The following is a 15,392-nucleotide window of genomic DNA, read 5'->3' on the forward strand; positions in this document are numbered from 1 at the left end:
ATACGGGGGAACTACGAATGACAATCGAAATCACGCCACCACATCCATCGGCGCACCAGGCGGGGCGAACTGCCCCGATACCCAAACAACCTGACACCGACACCAAGCAGGCTCAAAAGGTGGGCCTGCGCCACCGGTACTTCCTGCAGATTGCCGACTTGGTGACCCTGAGCGCCTCAGCCTCGATCGGTGCGGTAGTCCTCAGCCTGATCAGCGCGCAGCGCGCTGGCGCGCTCGGTGTTCGCAGCGTCATCATCGCCACGCTGGCGATGGCGGTGGCATTGCACCTACACGGGCTGTACCGCCGCCCCGCCTCGCGGCTGCGTCCGAGTGAGTGGTGGCGGCCCGCGGTGATCGCGCGATGCCTGCCGACCGCCGCCTTACTTGCACTCGCCGTCGACGCCCTCTTATTGCGCGGCGGCCGGATGACACTGACGGCCGCGGTGGCTATGGTGCTGCCCGCCATCATCCTGGTCCCGTTGGGGCGTCGACTGGTCGTCCGGATGTTTGATCCGACTGTCACTCGGATTCTGGTGGTGGGCACCGGCCCGATCTCGGATCGATTGACATCCAGGCTTCGTAGGTGTCCGGACACGTTCGTCGTCGGGCACGTCGACGACGATGCGCCGGCGGGAGCCCAGGCGCTCGGCAGCCTGACTGATCTGCCCGCTCTCTGCGAGGCACATAACATCGACCGGGTCATCGTCGGCTTCCCCAACGCGAGCGACATGGCGGTGCTCGAAGCGCTGCGGGGACTGCAGGGTCGGGTACCAGTATCGGAAATCCCGCGCTACTTCGAACTGCACAACTGGCGCAGTGAAGCTGAGGAGCTCCACGGTCTCACCTTGATGCACCTCCCGACCGCATCATTGGGCCCCGGTGCCCGCGCGGCCAAACGGATCATCGATGTCGTCGCGGCAAGTTTGGCGCTCGTGGTGCTCTCGCCGGCGATGCTGCTTGTCGCGCTGGCCATCAAACTGGACAGCCGTGGACCGGTGTTCTTCCGCCAAGAGCGAATGGGTCGCGCCGGGCGGCCCTTCCAAATCTTCAAGTTCCGGTCGATGACGGCCGACGCCTGGCAGCAGCGTCACACCGTCGCTGCGCTCAACGAGTCTGATGGACCGCTGTTCAAGATGGAGAACGATCCCAGGGTGACGCGGGTCGGTGCCTTCATCCGTAAGACCAGCCTCGATGAAATTCCACAGCTGATCAACGTCGTCATCGGCGAGATGTCATTGGTGGGGCCGCGGCCCCTTCCGACCGAGGAGTCGGACCGCATCGATGGTGCGGCCTTGGCGCGCCTGGACGTCAAGCCGGGTATCACCGGGTTGTGGCAGGTCTGCGGACGCAGCCAGCTCACGTACGCGGATCTGCAGCATCTCGACTCTGTGTACGTCGGGAGTTGGTCGTTGATGTGGGACTTCCGGATCATGGCCAAGACACCGCAGGTAGTTTTCGCGCGCAGCGGCGCATACTAGCGGCATCGCACCGATTCGCCCGAGGCTGTGCGTCTCGGTTCGGTGCCGGACGGAAAGAAGTAGGTTCTGCACATACTGTTTGTTTGCACCGGCAATATCTGCCGGTCGCCCATAGCAGAGCGGCTTGCCGTTGCGTATGCAGACCAAGCTCGGATCCCTGACTTGAGTGCTTCCAGCGCGGGCATTCGTGCGGTGATCGCACATCCGATCCATCGAGACGCCGCCACCGTACTGGAGTCGCTCGGTGGTGATGCGGCGGACTTCGCCGCGCGACAATTCAAGCCGAAAACCGTGTCCGGCGTCGATCTGATCATTACGATGACGACGGCCCATCGTGACGCCGCACTGGAGATCGTGCCCCAGAAATTGCACCGGACATTCACGTTGAGCGAGGCCGCTCAACTCGCCTCCGTCCACGGTGCAAAGAGCGTCGTGGACCTCCCGGCACTGCGCCCTAAACTCACACCACAAGAGTTGTTCGACATTCCCGATCCCATCGGACAGGATCCGGAGGTCTTTGCCGCCGTCGGTACGCAAATCGCCGCCCTGCTGCCACCGATCCTCGAATTGTGCCGAGCATCATGACTCGCCCCACGCGCACGTAGCCTGCCCAGCAGCATGTCTGGCAAACGGCCCGTCCTCGCGACGGCACTCGCGGTTGCCATCCTCGCGCTCGCGGCACTGACACTTATCGCGCGGGTGCGCCCGATCTCGACTCTCTTCGGAGTCGTCGTAGCGGCTGCGTCGCCGTACGCCCCGGTCATGGCGCTGGTGGGCCTGATCCTGTCGGCGATGGCGCGTCGCACCTCATTGACAATAATTTCGGTGCTCGTGTTGACCATCACCACGGCGATCCAGATTCCCCGCTACACCTTCACACGTCCCGCGACGACGCAATTCGCTGACGTTCAAGTGCTTTCGTCAAATCTTCGGAAGGGGCAGGCCGATCCTGCTGCGTTCATCAAGCTGGCCAAAGAGTCTGCTGATGTCATCGCTGTCTCAGAGCTGACTCCCGAGGCCGTCGAAGGCTTCTCACAAGCCGGGATCGACGCGGCATTCCCGTATTCGGTGCTATTTCCTGGAGCCGGGGCCGGGGGGATCGGTCTCTGGAGCCGGTATCCACTGGCCGCGGTGTCGCCGGGAGCCCGCCGAAGCTTCACGATGGTCGCGGCACGAGTCCAGGTACCCGGCGTCCAAGTGCCGCCGCTCATTGCCAGCGTCCACGTGTTCTCCCCGGTCGCATCGCAGCGAGATTCAGTCGATGGCTGGGAGGTCAGTATCGCAGACGCCAAAGCAGTGCTCGACAGGTTCAGCGACGTGGCGGGCGAGGCCGCTGTCATTGTCGCTGGCGATTTCAACACGACGTCTGACATGCAACAGTTTCGCGCTCTCTTGTCCAATGGCTATCGCGATGCGACCGACCAGACTGGTGCCGGGTTCGTCCCGACGTTCCCTGCCGACTCATGGCTGCCGCCGGCATTGGAGATCGACCACGTACTTACCCGGCGAGCCACAGCAACGTCATTGACCGCAGTTACGGTCGAAGGCTCTGACCATCGGGCCCTTCTCGCGACCGTGCATATTCCGACGATCCCGCAATCGCTGAACGACGGATGAGCCGGTCCGCCGAACTTGGTAGCGTGCGGACTACTGACGGCAGAGCGGAAGGGCCGCCACGCTTGTCCCCCAGAACGCGCGTCGCTCTGTCGACAACGCTGCCGGTTGCGGCACTCCTACTCACCATCCTCGCCCTCATCGCGCGGACTCAACCGATTGCAAACATGCCGGGTCTGATGCTGGCCGTCGGATCACCGTACGTATGGCTGGCTGCGTTCGCGGGCCTGGTGGCGGCGGCATCACGCCGCCGATTCCTATTATCGATGGTCGCCGTCGCGGTGGCAGCAGCCAGCCTTGCACTCCAGATCTCGTGGTATTTCCTTGGGCAAGCACCCGATATTGTTGCCCACCAAGAGATTCGGGTGCTCTCATCGAATCTCCGCTACGGGCAAGCGGATCCCCACTTTCTCGTCAAGCTGGCCAACGCGAACGCCGACGTGATCACGGTCTCCGAGCTGACACCTGAGGAAGTGCAACGCCTGCATCACGCCGGCGTCGACGCAGCATTTCCCTATTCACACCTACTCCCCGCCCCAGGTGCCGGCGGAATCGGGATGTGGAGTCGTTATCCCCTCACGGTGCTGTCCGAACCACGGCACCGCTGGGTGAGTATCCCGGCAGCCCGGGTAGAGATTCCCGGCCTGCGCTTCGCACCGCTGCTCGCCAGCGTGCACGTCTACTCCCCTATCGCCGGCGACACGAATACGGTCGCCGAATGGCGCGGCGGAATGGCAAGCGCGAAGGTTCAATTGGACAACTTCGCGAAGACAGCAGGGCCGGCCGCCGTCATCATCGGCGGCGACTACAACAGCACACCCGACATGCGTCAGTTCCGCGACCTGCTGACCAACGGTTACCGCGATGCCGTCGAACAGAGCGGCTCCGGATTCGCTCCGACATTCCCATCCAACAGGAGAATCCCACCGCTCATCACGATCGACCACGTGCTCACCCGCAACGCCGCTGCCGAATCCGTGCACACCATCAAGGTTCCTGGCTCCGATCACCGCGCGTTGCTTGCCACGATCAGGGTGCCCATCGACCCCACCGCGTCCTAGAAACGACAAATGGCCGCCTACCGAAGTAGACGGCCACCGGTCGAATAGCTTTACGCCTCTTCGGTGAAGTTCCGGGTGACGGCCGGGTCGACCGGGATGCCCGGGCCCGTGGTCGTCGAGACGGTGATCTTCTTCAGGTAGCGGCCCTTGGACGACGACGGCTTGGCACGCAGGATCTCGTCGAGCGCAGCACCGTAGTTCTCGGCCAGCTTCTTCTCGTCGAACGACGCCTTACCGATGACGAAGTGCAGGTTGGCCTGCTTGTCGACGCGGAAGTTGATCTTGCCGCCCTTGATGTCGGTGACGGCCTTGGCCACGTCCGGGGTGACGGTGCCGGTCTTGGGGTTCGGCATCAGGCCGCGCGGGCCCAGCACGCGGGCGATGCGGCCGACCTTGGCCATCTGATCCGGGGTGGCGATCGCGGCGTCGAAGTCCAGCATGCCGCCCTGGATCAGCTCGATCAGATCGTCACTGCCGACGATGTCCGCACCGGCTTCCTTGGCCTGCTCGGCCTTCTCCCCCACTGCGAACACCGCGACGCGCGCGGTCTTACCCGTGCCGTTGGGCAGGTTGACCGTGCCGCGGACCATCTGATCGGCCTTGCGGGGGTCGACACCGAGCCGGATCGCCACCTCGACGGTCGCGTCCTGCTTCTTCGACGACGTCTCCTTGGCCAGCTTCGCGGCTTCCAGCGGCGAGTACAGCTTGGTCTTGTCGACCTTCTCCGCGGCTTCGCGGTAGGCCTTGCTCGTCTTGCTCATTTCGTTCTCCTAATTGATGAGGTCGTGGTCTCTGCGGGCCGATGCCAGCCCTGCCACGTGGCTCGACGCCGCCCATGCGGCGCCGACCGAATTATTCGACTTCTGTCTGGTCGATCCGCAAGCTACTCGACAGTGATGCCCATCGACCGGGCGGTGCCGGCGATGATCTTGGCAGCCTGGTCGATGTCGTTGGCGTTGAGATCTTCCTTCTTGGTCTCGGCGATCTCGCGCACCTGATCCCAGGTGACCTTCGCAACCTTGGTCTTGTGCGGCTCGGCCGAGCCCTTCTGCACACCGGCAGCCTTCAGCAGCAACCGAGCGGCGGGCGGGGTCTTCAGCGCGAAAGTGAAGCTGCGGTCCTCGTAGACGGTGATCTCCACGGGGATGACGTTGCCGCGCTGGTTTTCCGTCGCGGCGTTGTACGCCTTGCAGAACTCCATGATGTTGACGCCATGCTGGCCGAGCGCAGGGCCGACCGGCGGGGCGGGGTTGGCCTGCCCGGCCTGGATCTGCAGCTTGATCAGCCCGGCGACCTTTTTCTTCGGGGCCATTCGGGGTTGTTTCCTTTCTAGCGATCGCAGAACGCGATCAGATCTTGGCGACCTGGTTGAAGGTCAGTTCGACGGGTGTCTCGCGGCCGAAGATGGACACCAGCACCTTGAGCTTCTGCTGCTCGGCGTTGACCTCGCTGATCGAGGCCGGCAGCGTCGCGAACGGGCCGTCCATGACGGTGACCGACTCGCCCACCTCGAAGTCCACCAGGATCTCCGGGCGTTCCAGGGTGGCCTCAGAGGACGCGGCCGCAGCAGTAGACGCCGCCTTGCCGGGCTTCTTCGCCGCACCCTGCGGCAGCAGGAACTTCACCACATCGTTGAGCGACAGCGCGGTCGGCCGTGACGTAGCGCCGACGAAGCCGGTGACACCCGGGGTGTTGCGCACGGCGGCCCACGAATCGTCGGTCAGTTCCATGCGCACCAGGATGTAGCCGGGCAGTACCTTGCGGTTGACCTGCTTGCGCTGGCCGTTCTTGATCTCGGTGACTTCTTCGGTGGGCACCTCGACCTGGAAGATGTAGTCGCCGACGTCCAGGTTCTGCACGCGGGTCTCGAGGTTGGCCTTCACCTTGTTCTCGTAGCCGGCGTAGGAGTGGATGACGTACCAGTCGCCCGGCTTGCTGCGCAGCTCAGCTTTGAGCGCGGCGGCCGGATCGAGCTCCTCCTCGGCAGACTCGCCGGCGGCTTCCGCCGTCTCAGCGTCAGGCGCCGCCTCGATCTCAGGTGTGGCAGCGTCTTCGTCGATCACATCGACGAGCGCCTCACCCGTGGGCGTATCGCCTTCGGGGGTTGTCACGGTAGTCAGTCCTCTCTAAAACGTCAGCGTTCGCTAGCCGAACACCCACAGCACAAGCTTGGCCAGGCCGAGGTCGACCCCACCGATCAGGGCAACCATGAAGGCCAGGAACAGCAGAACCACGGTGGTGTAGCTGACCATCTGCTTGCGGTTGGGCCAGATCACCTTGCGCAGCTCGGCGACGACCTGCTTGAGGTAGTTCCAGACGAACAGGATGGGGTTGTGCGACGGCCCGGACTTGACCTTCTTCTTCTTGGCCTTCGTCTTCTTGCCGGGCTTGTCCTCGACGCCGAGTTCTTCGGCGGTCGATTCGACTTCCTCCGGCTCGGCCAGCGCAGTGGCTCCGGCGCGCCGGGACCGCTTGCCCGTGGGACGCGCGGGGCGGGTCACGACGACGGTCTGACCGCCGGTGGTGTCCTCGTCGCCATCCAATCGGCCGTCGCCTGCGCCTGCGGCGTCAGCACTTTCGCGCTCGTCGCTCACCGCATGCTCCTTTGTGTCGAGTACGTGTGGGCTGGAGTACCCAGCCCGGTGTGCACCCTCCAGTGTCCACCATGTTCAGTCCAGCTTTATTCAGTTGAAGCAGGGGCGACAGGACTTGAACCTGCAACCTGCGGTTTTGGAGACCGCTGCTCTGCCAGTTGAGCTACGCCCCTCTGTCTAACTCGCCGGGAAGTCCCCACATAATTCGCGCGCTCCCCGTCCGGTCAAACCCGAACCGACGGACAGCGCGCTTATCTGGGAAAACCCCGAGGTCCGAGTGTACAACGGCACACCAAGCAGGTGTTAATCCGTCGTTAGTCGTGAGTGACCGGCTTGCGCAGAACCTGTCCGGTCTCCGGATCCCAGCCTGCCGAGATCGAGTTGTCGCCTTCGTGCCCCATCAGCGTGGTGAACGATTCCATGATCATCTCACCGTGCTGGTCGATGAGGACGTTGCGGGTGGTGACGATATCGGCGCCGAACCGCTCGTCGACAGACTCGATATACATCGTGCCGCGCACGGCGTCGCCCTCGACGATCGGCCGGTAGAACTTGAACTTCTGATCCACCTGGACGATCTGCAGTGTCTCCAACCCGACATCGACGTGCTGGAAGAAGTGGTTCTGGATCATCACCGCGAGGATCGACATGAAAGTCGGCGGAGCGACCAGGCCGGAGTGGCCGAGCTCGGCGGCGGCCTTGTCGTCCATCGAGGCGGGGTCGGGCGACTTCACCGACTTGGCGTACTGGCGGATTTGCTCACGGCCCACCACGAAGGTGTCGGGGTACTCCCAGACCATTCCGCGGATATCAGTCTTGAGTGCCATGGGTTACGCCAACTTCGCCGTTGCGACGGCACGGCCGAAGATCTTCTTGCCACCTGTGGTCGCGATCAACGCGATCGTGATGGTCTTGGTCTCGGGGTCAGCCGACTTCACCTTGCCGGTGAAGAGGATCTCGGCACCGACACCGTCGTTGGGTACCGGCACGATCGCGGTGAAGCGCACGTTGAACTCGGTCACCGCGCCCGGGTCACCAAGCCAGTTCGTCACATAGCCGCCGCCGAGACCCATGGTGAGCATCCCGTGCGCGATCGCGGTGTCCAGCCCGACCTGCTTGGCGATCTCGTCGTCCCAGTGGATCGGGTTGAGGTCGCCGGACACGCCGGCGTAGTTGACCAGATCGGCGCGGGTCAGGGTGATCACCCGTTCCGGCAGTTCCTCACCCACTTTGACCGAGCTGAACTCACGCAGTGCCATCGTTGAAGCCACTCTCTCCATCTCCCTCACTCCGCCCGGCGAGCGTCGTGTAGGTCTCCTGTACTACTTCGTCGTCCTCGTTGCTGACCACGTTCTTGGTGACAATGATGTCGGTGCCGTGCGCCCGACGAATGTCGTGGACGTAGACGTCACAGTAGAGCTTGTCGCCGGCCTTGATCGGCTTGACGAACTTCAGAACCTGGTCGACCTGCACGATCTGCTTGTCGGTGATCCCGATGTCGGCGTGCTCGAAGAAGGCCAGTTGAGCGGCGTAGCCCAGCATCGACGTGAAGGTCAGCGGCGCCAGAACGCCGTCGTAGCCCAGCTGCGCGGCGGCCTCGTCGGAGAAGAACGCCGGATCGAAGTTCTGGATGGCTCGGGCGTGCTCGCGGATCTTTTCCCGCTCGACCAAGTAGTAGTCGGGGTAGCGAAAATGGCGCCCGACCAATTCTTGGGACAAAGCCACGGAGCAGGACCTATCTAGTCAACCTCGGCACTGATGGCTGGCCGTCGTCGCGACGGCCGGCGAAATCAGCGCGACTCTTTGTGCGGCTGGTGCTGGCCGCAGTTCGGGCAGAACTTCTTCAGCTCGAGCCGGTCGGGGTCGTTACGACGGTTCTTCTTGGTGATGTAGTTGCGGTGCTTGCACACCTCGCACGCCAAAGTGATCTTCGGCCGTACGTCGGTACTGGAGGCCACGTTCGTTGCCTTCTTTCACGTTCTCGTTTGCGTCTACCTGTAGCGGTGGGGAGGCTCGATCTCCCGACCTCACGATTATGAGTCGTGCGCTCTAACCAGCTGAGCTACACCGCCCCGATGGGCACTTGCGGAGCCCCGCGGCGCCCAGAGGTCGGCCACGAGATCCGAGTGTCCACCGAGCCCCCTAACGGAATCGAACCGTTGACCTTTTCCTTACCATGGAAACGCTCTGCCGACTGAGCTAAGGGGGCCTGACCCGCGAGCGACGAACTGCCGTGGGCCTTAAAGAGGGTACAGCCTGCGGATGGGCTCAGCCAAACCGCACATGAGTAATCAGCGGGTCAGCGTCAAATCACTGTCGAGCGGCAGCTGACACACGACGAGGTGGCCCAAGTCGCCGAACAACCATTCACAAGCCGCCGCCTTGCTTTAGGCATCAGGCGCCAGAGGAGGCCCGACCTTCGACAACGTTAATTGGCTTACAACGTTGTGAGGCTTGCCGCCATCGCAAGCTCCGGGCTCGAAGTAGGAGCGGTATCCGGTGTTTGTGGCGGCGTCCCAGGAGTTACTCAATGTGAGATGGTAAGAAGTTTTGTCCTTGCAAGTTCGCGTGACATCGACCGGCGCCAAGACCCAGGAGCCCACAGTCCAGTAGGCATTCTCAGTCCAGTGCGGCTTCTTCCGCGCAGTGTCTGAGGACGAGAATTCTGAGACCTTGATGCACTGGTCCGCGCCGTTATCACACGGCTCGGCGGTCCAGAATATGGTCGAGGTGGTTTGGTTGCCGAGCAAGACGTCGTACGTGCCTACCGCGTTCTGCGTAATGTCATCCGTCGCAACAGCCGGCCCTGCTAGCCCAACACCCATCATGCATGTCGCGAGAACCGAGCCCAGTGCAATACCCGTGAGTTTCATGCCGCCCCTACCCGTTGGTGTGCCGCAACGACGAGCGGCACGCTAGACATCGAACGTGATAATAGACGTCACGCCTGGGAGTGGGCCTGACCAAACGCCCTACGCGCCGACGCCTACCCTTGAAGCCATGGCATCGACGGACCGTCTGTATTTCCGCCAGCTGCTCTCTGGCCGGGATTTTGCCGCCGGCGACATGATGGCGCAGCAGATGCGCAACTTCGCCTACCTGATCGGTGACCGGGAAACCGGCGACGCCGTCGTGGTCGATCCGGCCTACGCCGCCGGCGACCTGGTCGACGCGCTCGAGGCCGACGGTATGCACCTGTCCGGCGTCCTGGTCACCCACCACCACCCCGACCACGTCGGCGGGTCGATGATGGGCTTCACCCTGGCGGGCCTGGCCGAACTCCTCGAGCGGGTCGAAGTCCCGGTGCACGTCAACACCCACGAAGCGGATTGGGTCTCGCGGGTCACCGGCATTCCCATGAGCAGCCTGACCGCGCACGAGCACGGCGACAAGGTCTCCGTCGGCGCCATCGACATCGAGCTGTTGCACACTCCGGGCCACACGCCGGGCAGCCAGTGCTTCCTGCTCGACGGTCGCCTGGTCGCCGGCGACACTCTGTTCCTGGATGGCTGCGGGCGCACCGACTTCCCCGGCGGCGACGTCGACGAGATGTTCCGCAGTCTTCAGCAGCTGGCCGCACTCTCCGGGGATCCGACGGTGTTCCCCGGGCACTGGTACTCGATCGAGCCCAGCGCCGCGCTGTCTGAGGTCAAGCGATCCAACTACGTCTACAAAGCGTCGAGCCTGGACCAGTGGCGCACGCTGATGGGCGCCTGACACTTCCAATTACGTTGGCAGTAGCCATAATCAGTTATGGCCGACACCCTGTATGCCGACATTTCGGAGTGGCAGGTCGGCGTCAACGACACCTATCCGTATCCGGTGTTGTGCATCCGCTCCAATGACGGCACCTACCGCGACCGCCGCTGGGTGAACAACTACGGCTGGTGTCTGAGCAATGTCGACAGCGGGCGCCTGACCTTTTTCATCGTCTATTTCGTGTGGCGGCCTAATTGGCGCGAGACCGTCGAGACGTTCAAATCCCAAGTGCGAGCGCCCCATCCGAAGATGGCGGTGATGATCGACGTCGAGTCGTGGGGTGGCCAGATCTCCGGTGACCAGTCCGCCGGGATCAATGCCGCCTACCGCGAGGTGGGCGGCTACGTCGGCTCGACCGCGAAGGTGATCGGCTACGGCAATGTCGGTGACCTGAATCGGTTGTGGCCCACCAAACCGGACGGCATCAGGCTGGTCGTGGCGTCATATGGCTCGAATCCGCCCTACCCGGGCAAAGTCGCCCACCAGTACACCGACGGGCAGGGTTACGGTGGCGGACTGCCGGAAGGGGCGCCGCCGTTCGGCCGTTGCGATATGAACTCGGCGGACGGTCTGACCGCGCCGCAGTTCGCGCAGGCCTGCGGCGTTTCCCCGGTACTGCCGATCGCGCTGGCCGTGCGCCGGCGCCGCGCATCGATGGCTGCGAGCCCGTACGCGCTGCAGCGTCGATTGGCCCAGCGCGGCAATAACTTTCAATCTCGTCAATACTGAAGGCATCGGTTTGCTGTGATATAAGCATGAGGTGGAAAACGCGAGTGATCTCGCGGATCTGTGGGGAGATGTCACCGGAGTCGGGGCCGGCACGTGGTTGGCGGTCGCCGCCTGGGCAGCAGTGCTGCTGGGGCTGGCGGCGCTGATCTACGCGCATCGGCAGATTCGTCGACAACAGAGAGTCAATGACAAGCAGGCGCGGCCGCATGTCGCGATGTTCATGGAGCCGCACTCCGCGGACTGGCATGTCATCGAACTTGTGGTCCGCAATTACGGCGCCACCGCGGCCTACGACGTAGGCTTCGCCTTTCCCAAACCGCCCACGGTGGCCCGCTACGAGCATGCCGAGGACGGATTCACCGACATCGTGGAATTGGCTCTGCCGCAAAGCATTCCCGAGCTCGCACCGGCGCAGGAGTGGCGCACGGTGTGGGATTCGGCGCTTGATCGCAGCCAGTTTGGCGAGTCTATCGACTCGCGATTCGAGGGGGTGGTGTCCTATCACGACCAGCCCGAGCCGCAGGGCTGGTGGGCCAAGACCTTCGGCCGCAAGCGCACGGTGTACCGGACCAAAGTGACGCTGGACTGGGACACTCTGCAGCCGGTGCACCGCGTTGAAATGATGACCGGACATGATCTGGCACGGCGCGAGCGCGAGAAGCTCGAACTGTTGCGGAACGTACTCGACTACTTCCATTTCGCCACCAAAGAGACGCGCGTCGATGTCCTTCGCGAGGAGATCGCCCGGATGAAGCGGGCCGCCGAGGAGACTCAGAGCCGGTGGCGGCGGGAGAGGTTCGAGCAGCCCACGGAAGTCGTGCGGCTGCCTCGGCACGGGTAGGCGGATTGCCTCTTGGCAATCGGAACTTCGTTACGTAACGTCGATACGAAATTAGACGCTGCGACGAAGGAGCATCCATGAGCGGGTCGGTCAGTTATCGCAAGGACGACGCGGTCGCGGTCATCTCGTTGGACGACGGCAAGGTCAACGTGCTGAGTCCGGCCATGCTGAAGGAGATCAACGACGCCCTGGATCGCGCCGAGGGCGACAACGCCGGCGCTGTGGTGATCGCAGGCAACGACCGCGTCTTCAGCGGCGGCTTCGACCTGAAGGTGTTCCGCTCCGGCGACATCGAGGCCTCCGTCGAGATGCTGCAGGGTGGGTTCAACCTGTCGCACCGACTGCTGTCGTTCCCCAAGCCCGTCGTCGCTGCGATCACCGGTCACGCGATCGCGATGGGATCGTTCCTGGCGTGCAGCACCGATCACCGAATTGCCGGTCCCACCTACAACTTTCAGGCCAATGAGGTGGCGATCGGGATGGTGCTGCCCTACCCCGCCCTGGAGATCATGCGACTGCGGCTGACGCCGTCGGCCTATCAGCAGGCGGTCGGTCTGGCCAAGAACTTCCTGGGCGAGACCGCACTGGCCGGCGGCTGGGTCGACGAGATCGCGATGAATAACCAGGTTTTGGCGCGCGCCGAGGAAGCCGCTGATGAGTTCACCGCGCTGAACGCCAGCGCGCACCTGGCCAGCAAGCTGCGCGCCCGCCAGGCCACCCTGGATGCGATGCGCGAAGGTATCGACAACATCCGTTCCGAGTTCGGAATGTAGTAGTTCGTGCCCAGGGTCAAGCAGCGCACTCCCGAGCTGCGCGACCGCGTGGTCGACGTGGCGGTGAACACGTTGTGCAAAGACGGGATGTCGGGCTTCACCACCCGCCGCGTCGCCGAGCGCGCAGGCACCTCCGTGCCCGCGGTCTACGAGTTGTTCTCCGACAAGGACGGACTGCTGCGGGCGGTGTTCTTCGAAGGCTTCCGCCGTCTCGGCGGTGAGCTGGTCGCAATACCCGAGACGGCTGACGAGCTGGGCGATCTTCGGGCCGTGATTCCGGTGTTCCGCCGGTTCTGCCTGGACTACCCGCCGCTGGCACGGGTGATGTTCAGCAGACCGTTCCAGGAGCTCGACCCCGACCCTGACCAGCTGGCGTCCGCGCCGACGGTGCGGGAGATCCTCGTCGGGAAGGTGCAGCGATGCCTCGACGCCGGCCTACTCGCAGGCGACCCGGTCGACATCTCCCACGTATTGCTCGCACTGGCCCAGGGATTGGCGGTCCAGGAGGCCGGGCGCTGGCTGGGGACGTCGGCGTCCTCGGTCGATCGCCGTTGGGACGTTGGCGTGCAGGCGGTTCTCGCGGGCTTTCGCGCCTGACGGCGCTACGACTTCTTGCTGGGGATGACGATGATGACGATCAGCGTCAGGATGGAGAAGAACAGCCCCAGAATGCCCCAGCCGAACGGGTTACGTCCTTTCATCCCCGCAATGACGGCGCAGATGATCGCGGCGATGATGCTGCCGATGGCAACGAAGATGCCTTTGATGCCGCGCAGGATGAACCCCGCCGCTTCGATGTTGTCGCTGGCCGCCAGCACGACGCTGTGCAACATTCGGGCCTCCTTTGTAGGTTGGGTCTGGTTGCCCATTCGAAGACCGAACTAACCGCCGCGTCAGCAAAGAGTTGCTGTCAACCACCTGTCAATGTGGTCGGCCACGGATTCCCAGCCGCGTTCGAGCATCATGTTGTGACCCATGCCCGGAAACATCACCGGCTCGGTGCGATAGGCCCGCGCGGTCGCGGCCACCTCCTTCGGTGTGAAGAATCCGTCGAGCTCGGCGCCGAGCACCAGCACCGGTGCCCGGACCCGGCTGGGCCGGGCGAGGTGGCGATACAACAGATCTCGGTAGAGCACCCGGGCACTTTCCGCGCTCAGCCGCGACGTGCACGCGGCGACGATATGCTCGGGCGTGTCCGAATGGTAGAAGGTGGCCTGTGAAACACCCTGCGCTGCAAAGAAATCCAGCGGTCTACTGAAAGAACGGGTGCGCACCGATTGGCGTCGATGTCGCCACGCCACTCGCACCGTCGCGGGAGCGATACCCGTCGGCGGGGCTGACGCGACCAGGACCGCGGCGGGCGCTTCGTGCACCGCCAGGTATTTCTGCACCACGAAGCCACCCATCGAGTGACCGATGACCACCGGTGGCACCGGGAGATCGTCGGCGACGGTCTTCACATCCTGGACGTAGTCGAGGACGCCACAGGAGTTGATCGGCACCGCGGACGGGCTGGCACCATGGCCACGCAGGTTCAGCGCCAGAGCCTGGTAGCCGCGGTCGGCGAAGTAGTCGAGGAAGTGGTCGTCCCAGCACCAGGCCCCGTGGAAGGCGCCGTGCACGAACAGCAGCGGTGTGGGGTGGGTGGCAGTGGCCCCGCCCTTGGCGATCACCTCGAGCACAGCGGAACCCTATCGACGCGGGCCGCTGTTTGGCGGGTGAATGCGGCGGCAATAGGTACTCGGTGATCTGGCTCCTGCAGCTGCCCGCACCGCTCGTCGGGTTTGTGGTGGTCATCATCACCGTCGGGCTGGCCGTGCTGGGGCTGGTGCTGAGCCGGCGCATCCTCCCCCAGCGACGGTTGGCACGGTCGGGCGCGGTGGCGGGCCACGTGTTCGACCTTGCCGGGGTGCTCTACGCCGTGCTGGTGGCCTTCGTCGTCGTGGTGGTGTGGGAGCAGTTGAATCAGGCTGAGCGGGGCACGGAGGCGGAGGCGTCCGCGATCTCCGACCTGCTGCGCGATTCCACCGGCCTGCCGGTCGCCGATAGGGCCGAAATTCAGCGGAGCCTGATCGACTACACCAACGACGTCATCGACGACGAATTTCCCCGCATGCGACGCGGGGAGACCATCGAGCAGCAATCCGAGCACCTGACCGCGGTGTGGAACAGCTTCCTGCACATCGAACCGGCCAAGCAGAGCGAGATCGCGTTCTATCAGGAGTCCATCACCCGGCTCGACGAATTGGGCAGCGCCCGCAAGACGCGAATCTCCGGCAGCCAGTCGGAGATTCCTGGCGAGTTGTGGGTGTTGCTGCTGGGCGGCGGCATGGTGATGCTGTTGTTCACCTACACCTTTCCCTCCTCCGACGTCGTAATCCACGGCGCGTTGATCGCGTTGGCCGGCTCCCTGCTCGCGTTCGTTCTCTATCTGACGTTTGCGATGGAGCATCCATTCGTGGGTTCCATCGCGGTTCAGCCGACGGCCTACGAGAACGTACTGGATACCTGGTCTCAGCTAGCGGGGAAGTAACGCAACTCGA

20 protein-coding genes and 3 tRNA genes are annotated in these 15,392 nt (G+C 63.7%); 10 read left to right on the forward strand and 13 right to left on the reverse strand.

What is annotated here, in order from left to right; genetic code table 11:
- Positions 1 to 17 precede the first annotated feature (17 nt).
- The 4 genes from G6N32_RS23110 (at position 18) to G6N32_RS23125 (ending at position 4,153) form a co-directional block, all read left to right on the forward strand.
- Entirely contained in the window at positions 18 to 1,478 is a 1,461-nt protein-coding gene (locus G6N32_RS23110) for a sugar transferase (protein WP_115318739.1), read from the forward strand.
- Positions 1,479 to 1,553: 75 nt separating this feature from the next.
- On the forward strand, positions 1,554 to 2,063 hold the full coding sequence (locus tag G6N32_RS23115; protein ID WP_419538698.1) for an arsenate reductase/protein-tyrosine-phosphatase family protein: 510 nt from the start codon (positions 1,554 to 1,556) through the stop codon (positions 2,061 to 2,063).
- Between the two features lie 33 nt (positions 2,064 to 2,096).
- Complete coding sequence (locus G6N32_RS23120) at positions 2,097 to 3,095, forward strand: endonuclease/exonuclease/phosphatase family protein (RefSeq protein WP_115318737.1); 999 nt, start codon at positions 2,097 to 2,099, stop codon at positions 3,093 to 3,095.
- 164 nt (positions 3,096 to 3,259) lie between these two features.
- On the forward strand, positions 3,260 to 4,153 hold the full coding sequence (locus tag G6N32_RS23125; protein WP_232077271.1) for an endonuclease/exonuclease/phosphatase family protein: 894 nt from the start codon (positions 3,260 to 3,262) through the stop codon (positions 4,151 to 4,153).
- Between the two features lie 50 nt (positions 4,154 to 4,203).
- Here G6N32_RS23125 and rplA read toward each other — a convergent pair whose 3' ends face one another.
- The 11 genes from rplA to G6N32_RS23180 form a co-directional block, all read right to left on the reverse strand.
- A complete protein-coding gene (rplA, locus tag G6N32_RS23130) occupies positions 4,204 to 4,914 on the reverse strand; it encodes a 50S ribosomal protein L1 (RefSeq protein WP_102807063.1) in 711 nt (236 codons plus the stop codon).
- Positions 4,915 to 5,036: 122 nt separating this feature from the next.
- Positions 5,037 to 5,465: a 50S ribosomal protein L11 gene (gene rplK, locus G6N32_RS23135; RefSeq protein WP_036343413.1), complete on the reverse strand. Its 429-nt coding sequence runs from the start codon at positions 5,463 to 5,465 to the stop codon at positions 5,037 to 5,039.
- A gap of 37 nt (positions 5,466 to 5,502) precedes the next feature.
- Entirely contained in the window at positions 5,503 to 6,264 is a 762-nt protein-coding gene (nusG, locus tag G6N32_RS23140; RefSeq protein WP_115318735.1) for a transcription termination/antitermination protein NusG, read from the reverse strand.
- A gap of 33 nt (positions 6,265 to 6,297) precedes the next feature.
- Positions 6,298 to 6,747 (reverse strand): preprotein translocase subunit SecE, encoded by a 450-nt coding sequence (secE, locus tag G6N32_RS23145; protein ID WP_115318734.1) that lies wholly within the window; start codon positions 6,745 to 6,747, stop codon positions 6,298 to 6,300.
- Positions 6,748 to 6,847: 100 nt separating this feature from the next.
- Positions 6,848 to 6,920 (reverse strand) — tRNA-Trp (locus G6N32_RS23150).
- 141 nt (positions 6,921 to 7,061) lie between these two features.
- A complete protein-coding gene (gene hadC, locus G6N32_RS23155) occupies positions 7,062 to 7,574 on the reverse strand; it encodes a (3R)-hydroxyacyl-ACP dehydratase subunit HadC (protein WP_115318733.1) in 513 nt (170 codons plus the stop codon).
- Between the two features lie 3 nt (positions 7,575 to 7,577).
- On the reverse strand, positions 7,578 to 8,006 hold the full coding sequence (gene hadB / locus G6N32_RS23160) for a (3R)-hydroxyacyl-ACP dehydratase subunit HadB (RefSeq protein WP_115318732.1): 429 nt from the start codon (positions 8,004 to 8,006) through the stop codon (positions 7,578 to 7,580).
- Positions 7,993 to 8,472 (reverse strand): (3R)-hydroxyacyl-ACP dehydratase subunit HadA, encoded by a 480-nt coding sequence (gene hadA, locus G6N32_RS23165; protein ID WP_115318731.1) that lies wholly within the window; start codon positions 8,470 to 8,472, stop codon positions 7,993 to 7,995. Before hadA ends, hadB begins: the two co-directional genes overlap by 14 nt.
- Positions 8,473 to 8,537: 65 nt before the next feature.
- Entirely contained in the window at positions 8,538 to 8,705 is a 168-nt protein-coding gene (rpmG, locus tag G6N32_RS23170; protein ID WP_005143733.1) for a 50S ribosomal protein L33, read from the reverse strand.
- Positions 8,706 to 8,745: 40 nt separating this feature from the next.
- Positions 8,746 to 8,819, reverse strand: a tRNA-Met gene (locus G6N32_RS23175).
- Between the two features lie 64 nt (positions 8,820 to 8,883).
- Positions 8,884 to 8,956, reverse strand: a tRNA-Thr gene (locus G6N32_RS23180).
- A gap of 791 nt (positions 8,957 to 9,747) precedes the next feature.
- Between G6N32_RS23180 and G6N32_RS23185 the strand changes: the two genes are divergently transcribed.
- From G6N32_RS23185 to G6N32_RS23205, 5 genes are all read left to right on the forward strand, one after another.
- Entirely contained in the window at positions 9,748 to 10,464 is a 717-nt protein-coding gene (locus G6N32_RS23185) for an MBL fold metallo-hydrolase (protein WP_115318729.1), read from the forward strand.
- Positions 10,465 to 10,500: 36 nt separating this feature from the next.
- A complete protein-coding gene (locus tag G6N32_RS23190; protein ID WP_115318728.1) occupies positions 10,501 to 11,235 on the forward strand; it encodes a glycoside hydrolase family 25 domain-containing protein in 735 nt (244 codons plus the stop codon).
- 31 nt (positions 11,236 to 11,266) lie between these two features.
- Positions 11,267 to 12,076, forward strand: a complete 810-nt coding sequence (locus tag G6N32_RS23195) for a DUF8453 domain-containing protein (protein ID WP_115318727.1) — start codon at positions 11,267 to 11,269, stop codon at positions 12,074 to 12,076.
- Positions 12,077 to 12,153: 77 nt separating this feature from the next.
- Positions 12,154 to 12,849 (forward strand): crotonase/enoyl-CoA hydratase family protein, encoded by a 696-nt coding sequence (locus tag G6N32_RS23200; RefSeq protein ID WP_115318726.1) that lies wholly within the window; start codon positions 12,154 to 12,156, stop codon positions 12,847 to 12,849.
- Between the two features lie 6 nt (positions 12,850 to 12,855).
- Positions 12,856 to 13,446, forward strand: a complete 591-nt coding sequence (locus tag G6N32_RS23205; RefSeq protein WP_115318725.1) for a TetR/AcrR family transcriptional regulator — start codon at positions 12,856 to 12,858, stop codon at positions 13,444 to 13,446.
- A 5-nt stretch (positions 13,447 to 13,451) separates the two neighbouring features.
- Here the strand turns inward: G6N32_RS23205 and G6N32_RS23210 are convergent, their stop codons facing one another.
- Positions 13,452 to 13,682: a deoxyribodipyrimidine photolyase gene (locus G6N32_RS23210; RefSeq protein WP_115319086.1), complete on the reverse strand. Its 231-nt coding sequence runs from the start codon at positions 13,680 to 13,682 to the stop codon at positions 13,452 to 13,454.
- A 60-nt stretch (positions 13,683 to 13,742) separates the two neighbouring features.
- Complete coding sequence (locus G6N32_RS23215; protein ID WP_115318724.1) at positions 13,743 to 14,531, reverse strand: alpha/beta hydrolase; 789 nt, start codon at positions 14,529 to 14,531, stop codon at positions 13,743 to 13,745.
- 62 nt (positions 14,532 to 14,593) lie between these two features.
- Here G6N32_RS23215 and G6N32_RS23220 point away from each other — a divergent pair, with 62 nt between their 5' ends.
- The gene (locus G6N32_RS23220) at positions 14,594 to 15,382 is read left to right on the forward strand and encodes a bestrophin-like domain (RefSeq protein ID WP_115318723.1); all 789 of its coding nucleotides are present in this window, start codon (positions 14,594 to 14,596) and stop codon (positions 15,380 to 15,382) included.
- Positions 15,383 to 15,392 lie beyond the last annotated feature (10 nt).

This window comes from Mycolicibacterium aichiense (assembly GCF_010726245.1).
Classification (GTDB): Bacteria; Actinomycetota; Actinomycetes; order Mycobacteriales; family Mycobacteriaceae; genus Mycobacterium; species Mycobacterium aichiense.

What these genes read in the sequence shown, in the direction of transcription:
- G6N32_RS23110 (WP_115318739.1), top strand. Translation starts at nt 18, where the DNA reads ATGACAATCGAAATCACGCCACCACATCCATCGGCGCACCAGGCGGGG.
- G6N32_RS23120 (WP_115318737.1), top strand. Translation starts at nt 2,097, where the DNA reads ATGTCTGGCAAACGGCCCGTCCTCGCGACGGCACTCGCGGTTGCCATC.
- G6N32_RS23125 (WP_232077271.1), top strand. Translation starts at nt 3,260, where the DNA reads ATGCCGGGTCTGATGCTGGCCGTCGGATCACCGTACGTATGGCTGGCT.
- rplA (WP_102807063.1), bottom strand. Translation starts at nt 4,914, where the DNA reads ATGAGCAAGACGAGCAAGGCCTACCGCGAAGCCGCGGAGAAGGTCGAC.
- rplK (WP_036343413.1), bottom strand. Translation starts at nt 5,465, where the DNA reads ATGGCCCCGAAGAAAAAGGTCGCCGGGCTGATCAAGCTGCAGATCCAG.
- hadC (WP_115318733.1), bottom strand. Translation starts at nt 7,574, where the DNA reads ATGGCACTCAAGACTGATATCCGCGGAATGGTCTGGGAGTACCCCGAC.
- hadB (WP_115318732.1), bottom strand. Translation starts at nt 8,006, where the DNA reads ATGGCACTGCGTGAGTTCAGCTCGGTCAAAGTGGGTGAGGAACTGCCG.
- G6N32_RS23185 (WP_115318729.1), top strand. Translation starts at nt 9,748, where the DNA reads ATGGCATCGACGGACCGTCTGTATTTCCGCCAGCTGCTCTCTGGCCGG.
- G6N32_RS23190 (WP_115318728.1), top strand. Translation starts at nt 10,501, where the DNA reads ATGGCCGACACCCTGTATGCCGACATTTCGGAGTGGCAGGTCGGCGTC.
- G6N32_RS23200 (WP_115318726.1), top strand. Translation starts at nt 12,154, where the DNA reads ATGAGCGGGTCGGTCAGTTATCGCAAGGACGACGCGGTCGCGGTCATC.
- G6N32_RS23210 (WP_115319086.1), bottom strand. Translation starts at nt 13,682, where the DNA reads ATGTTGCACAGCGTCGTGCTGGCGGCCAGCGACAACATCGAAGCGGCG.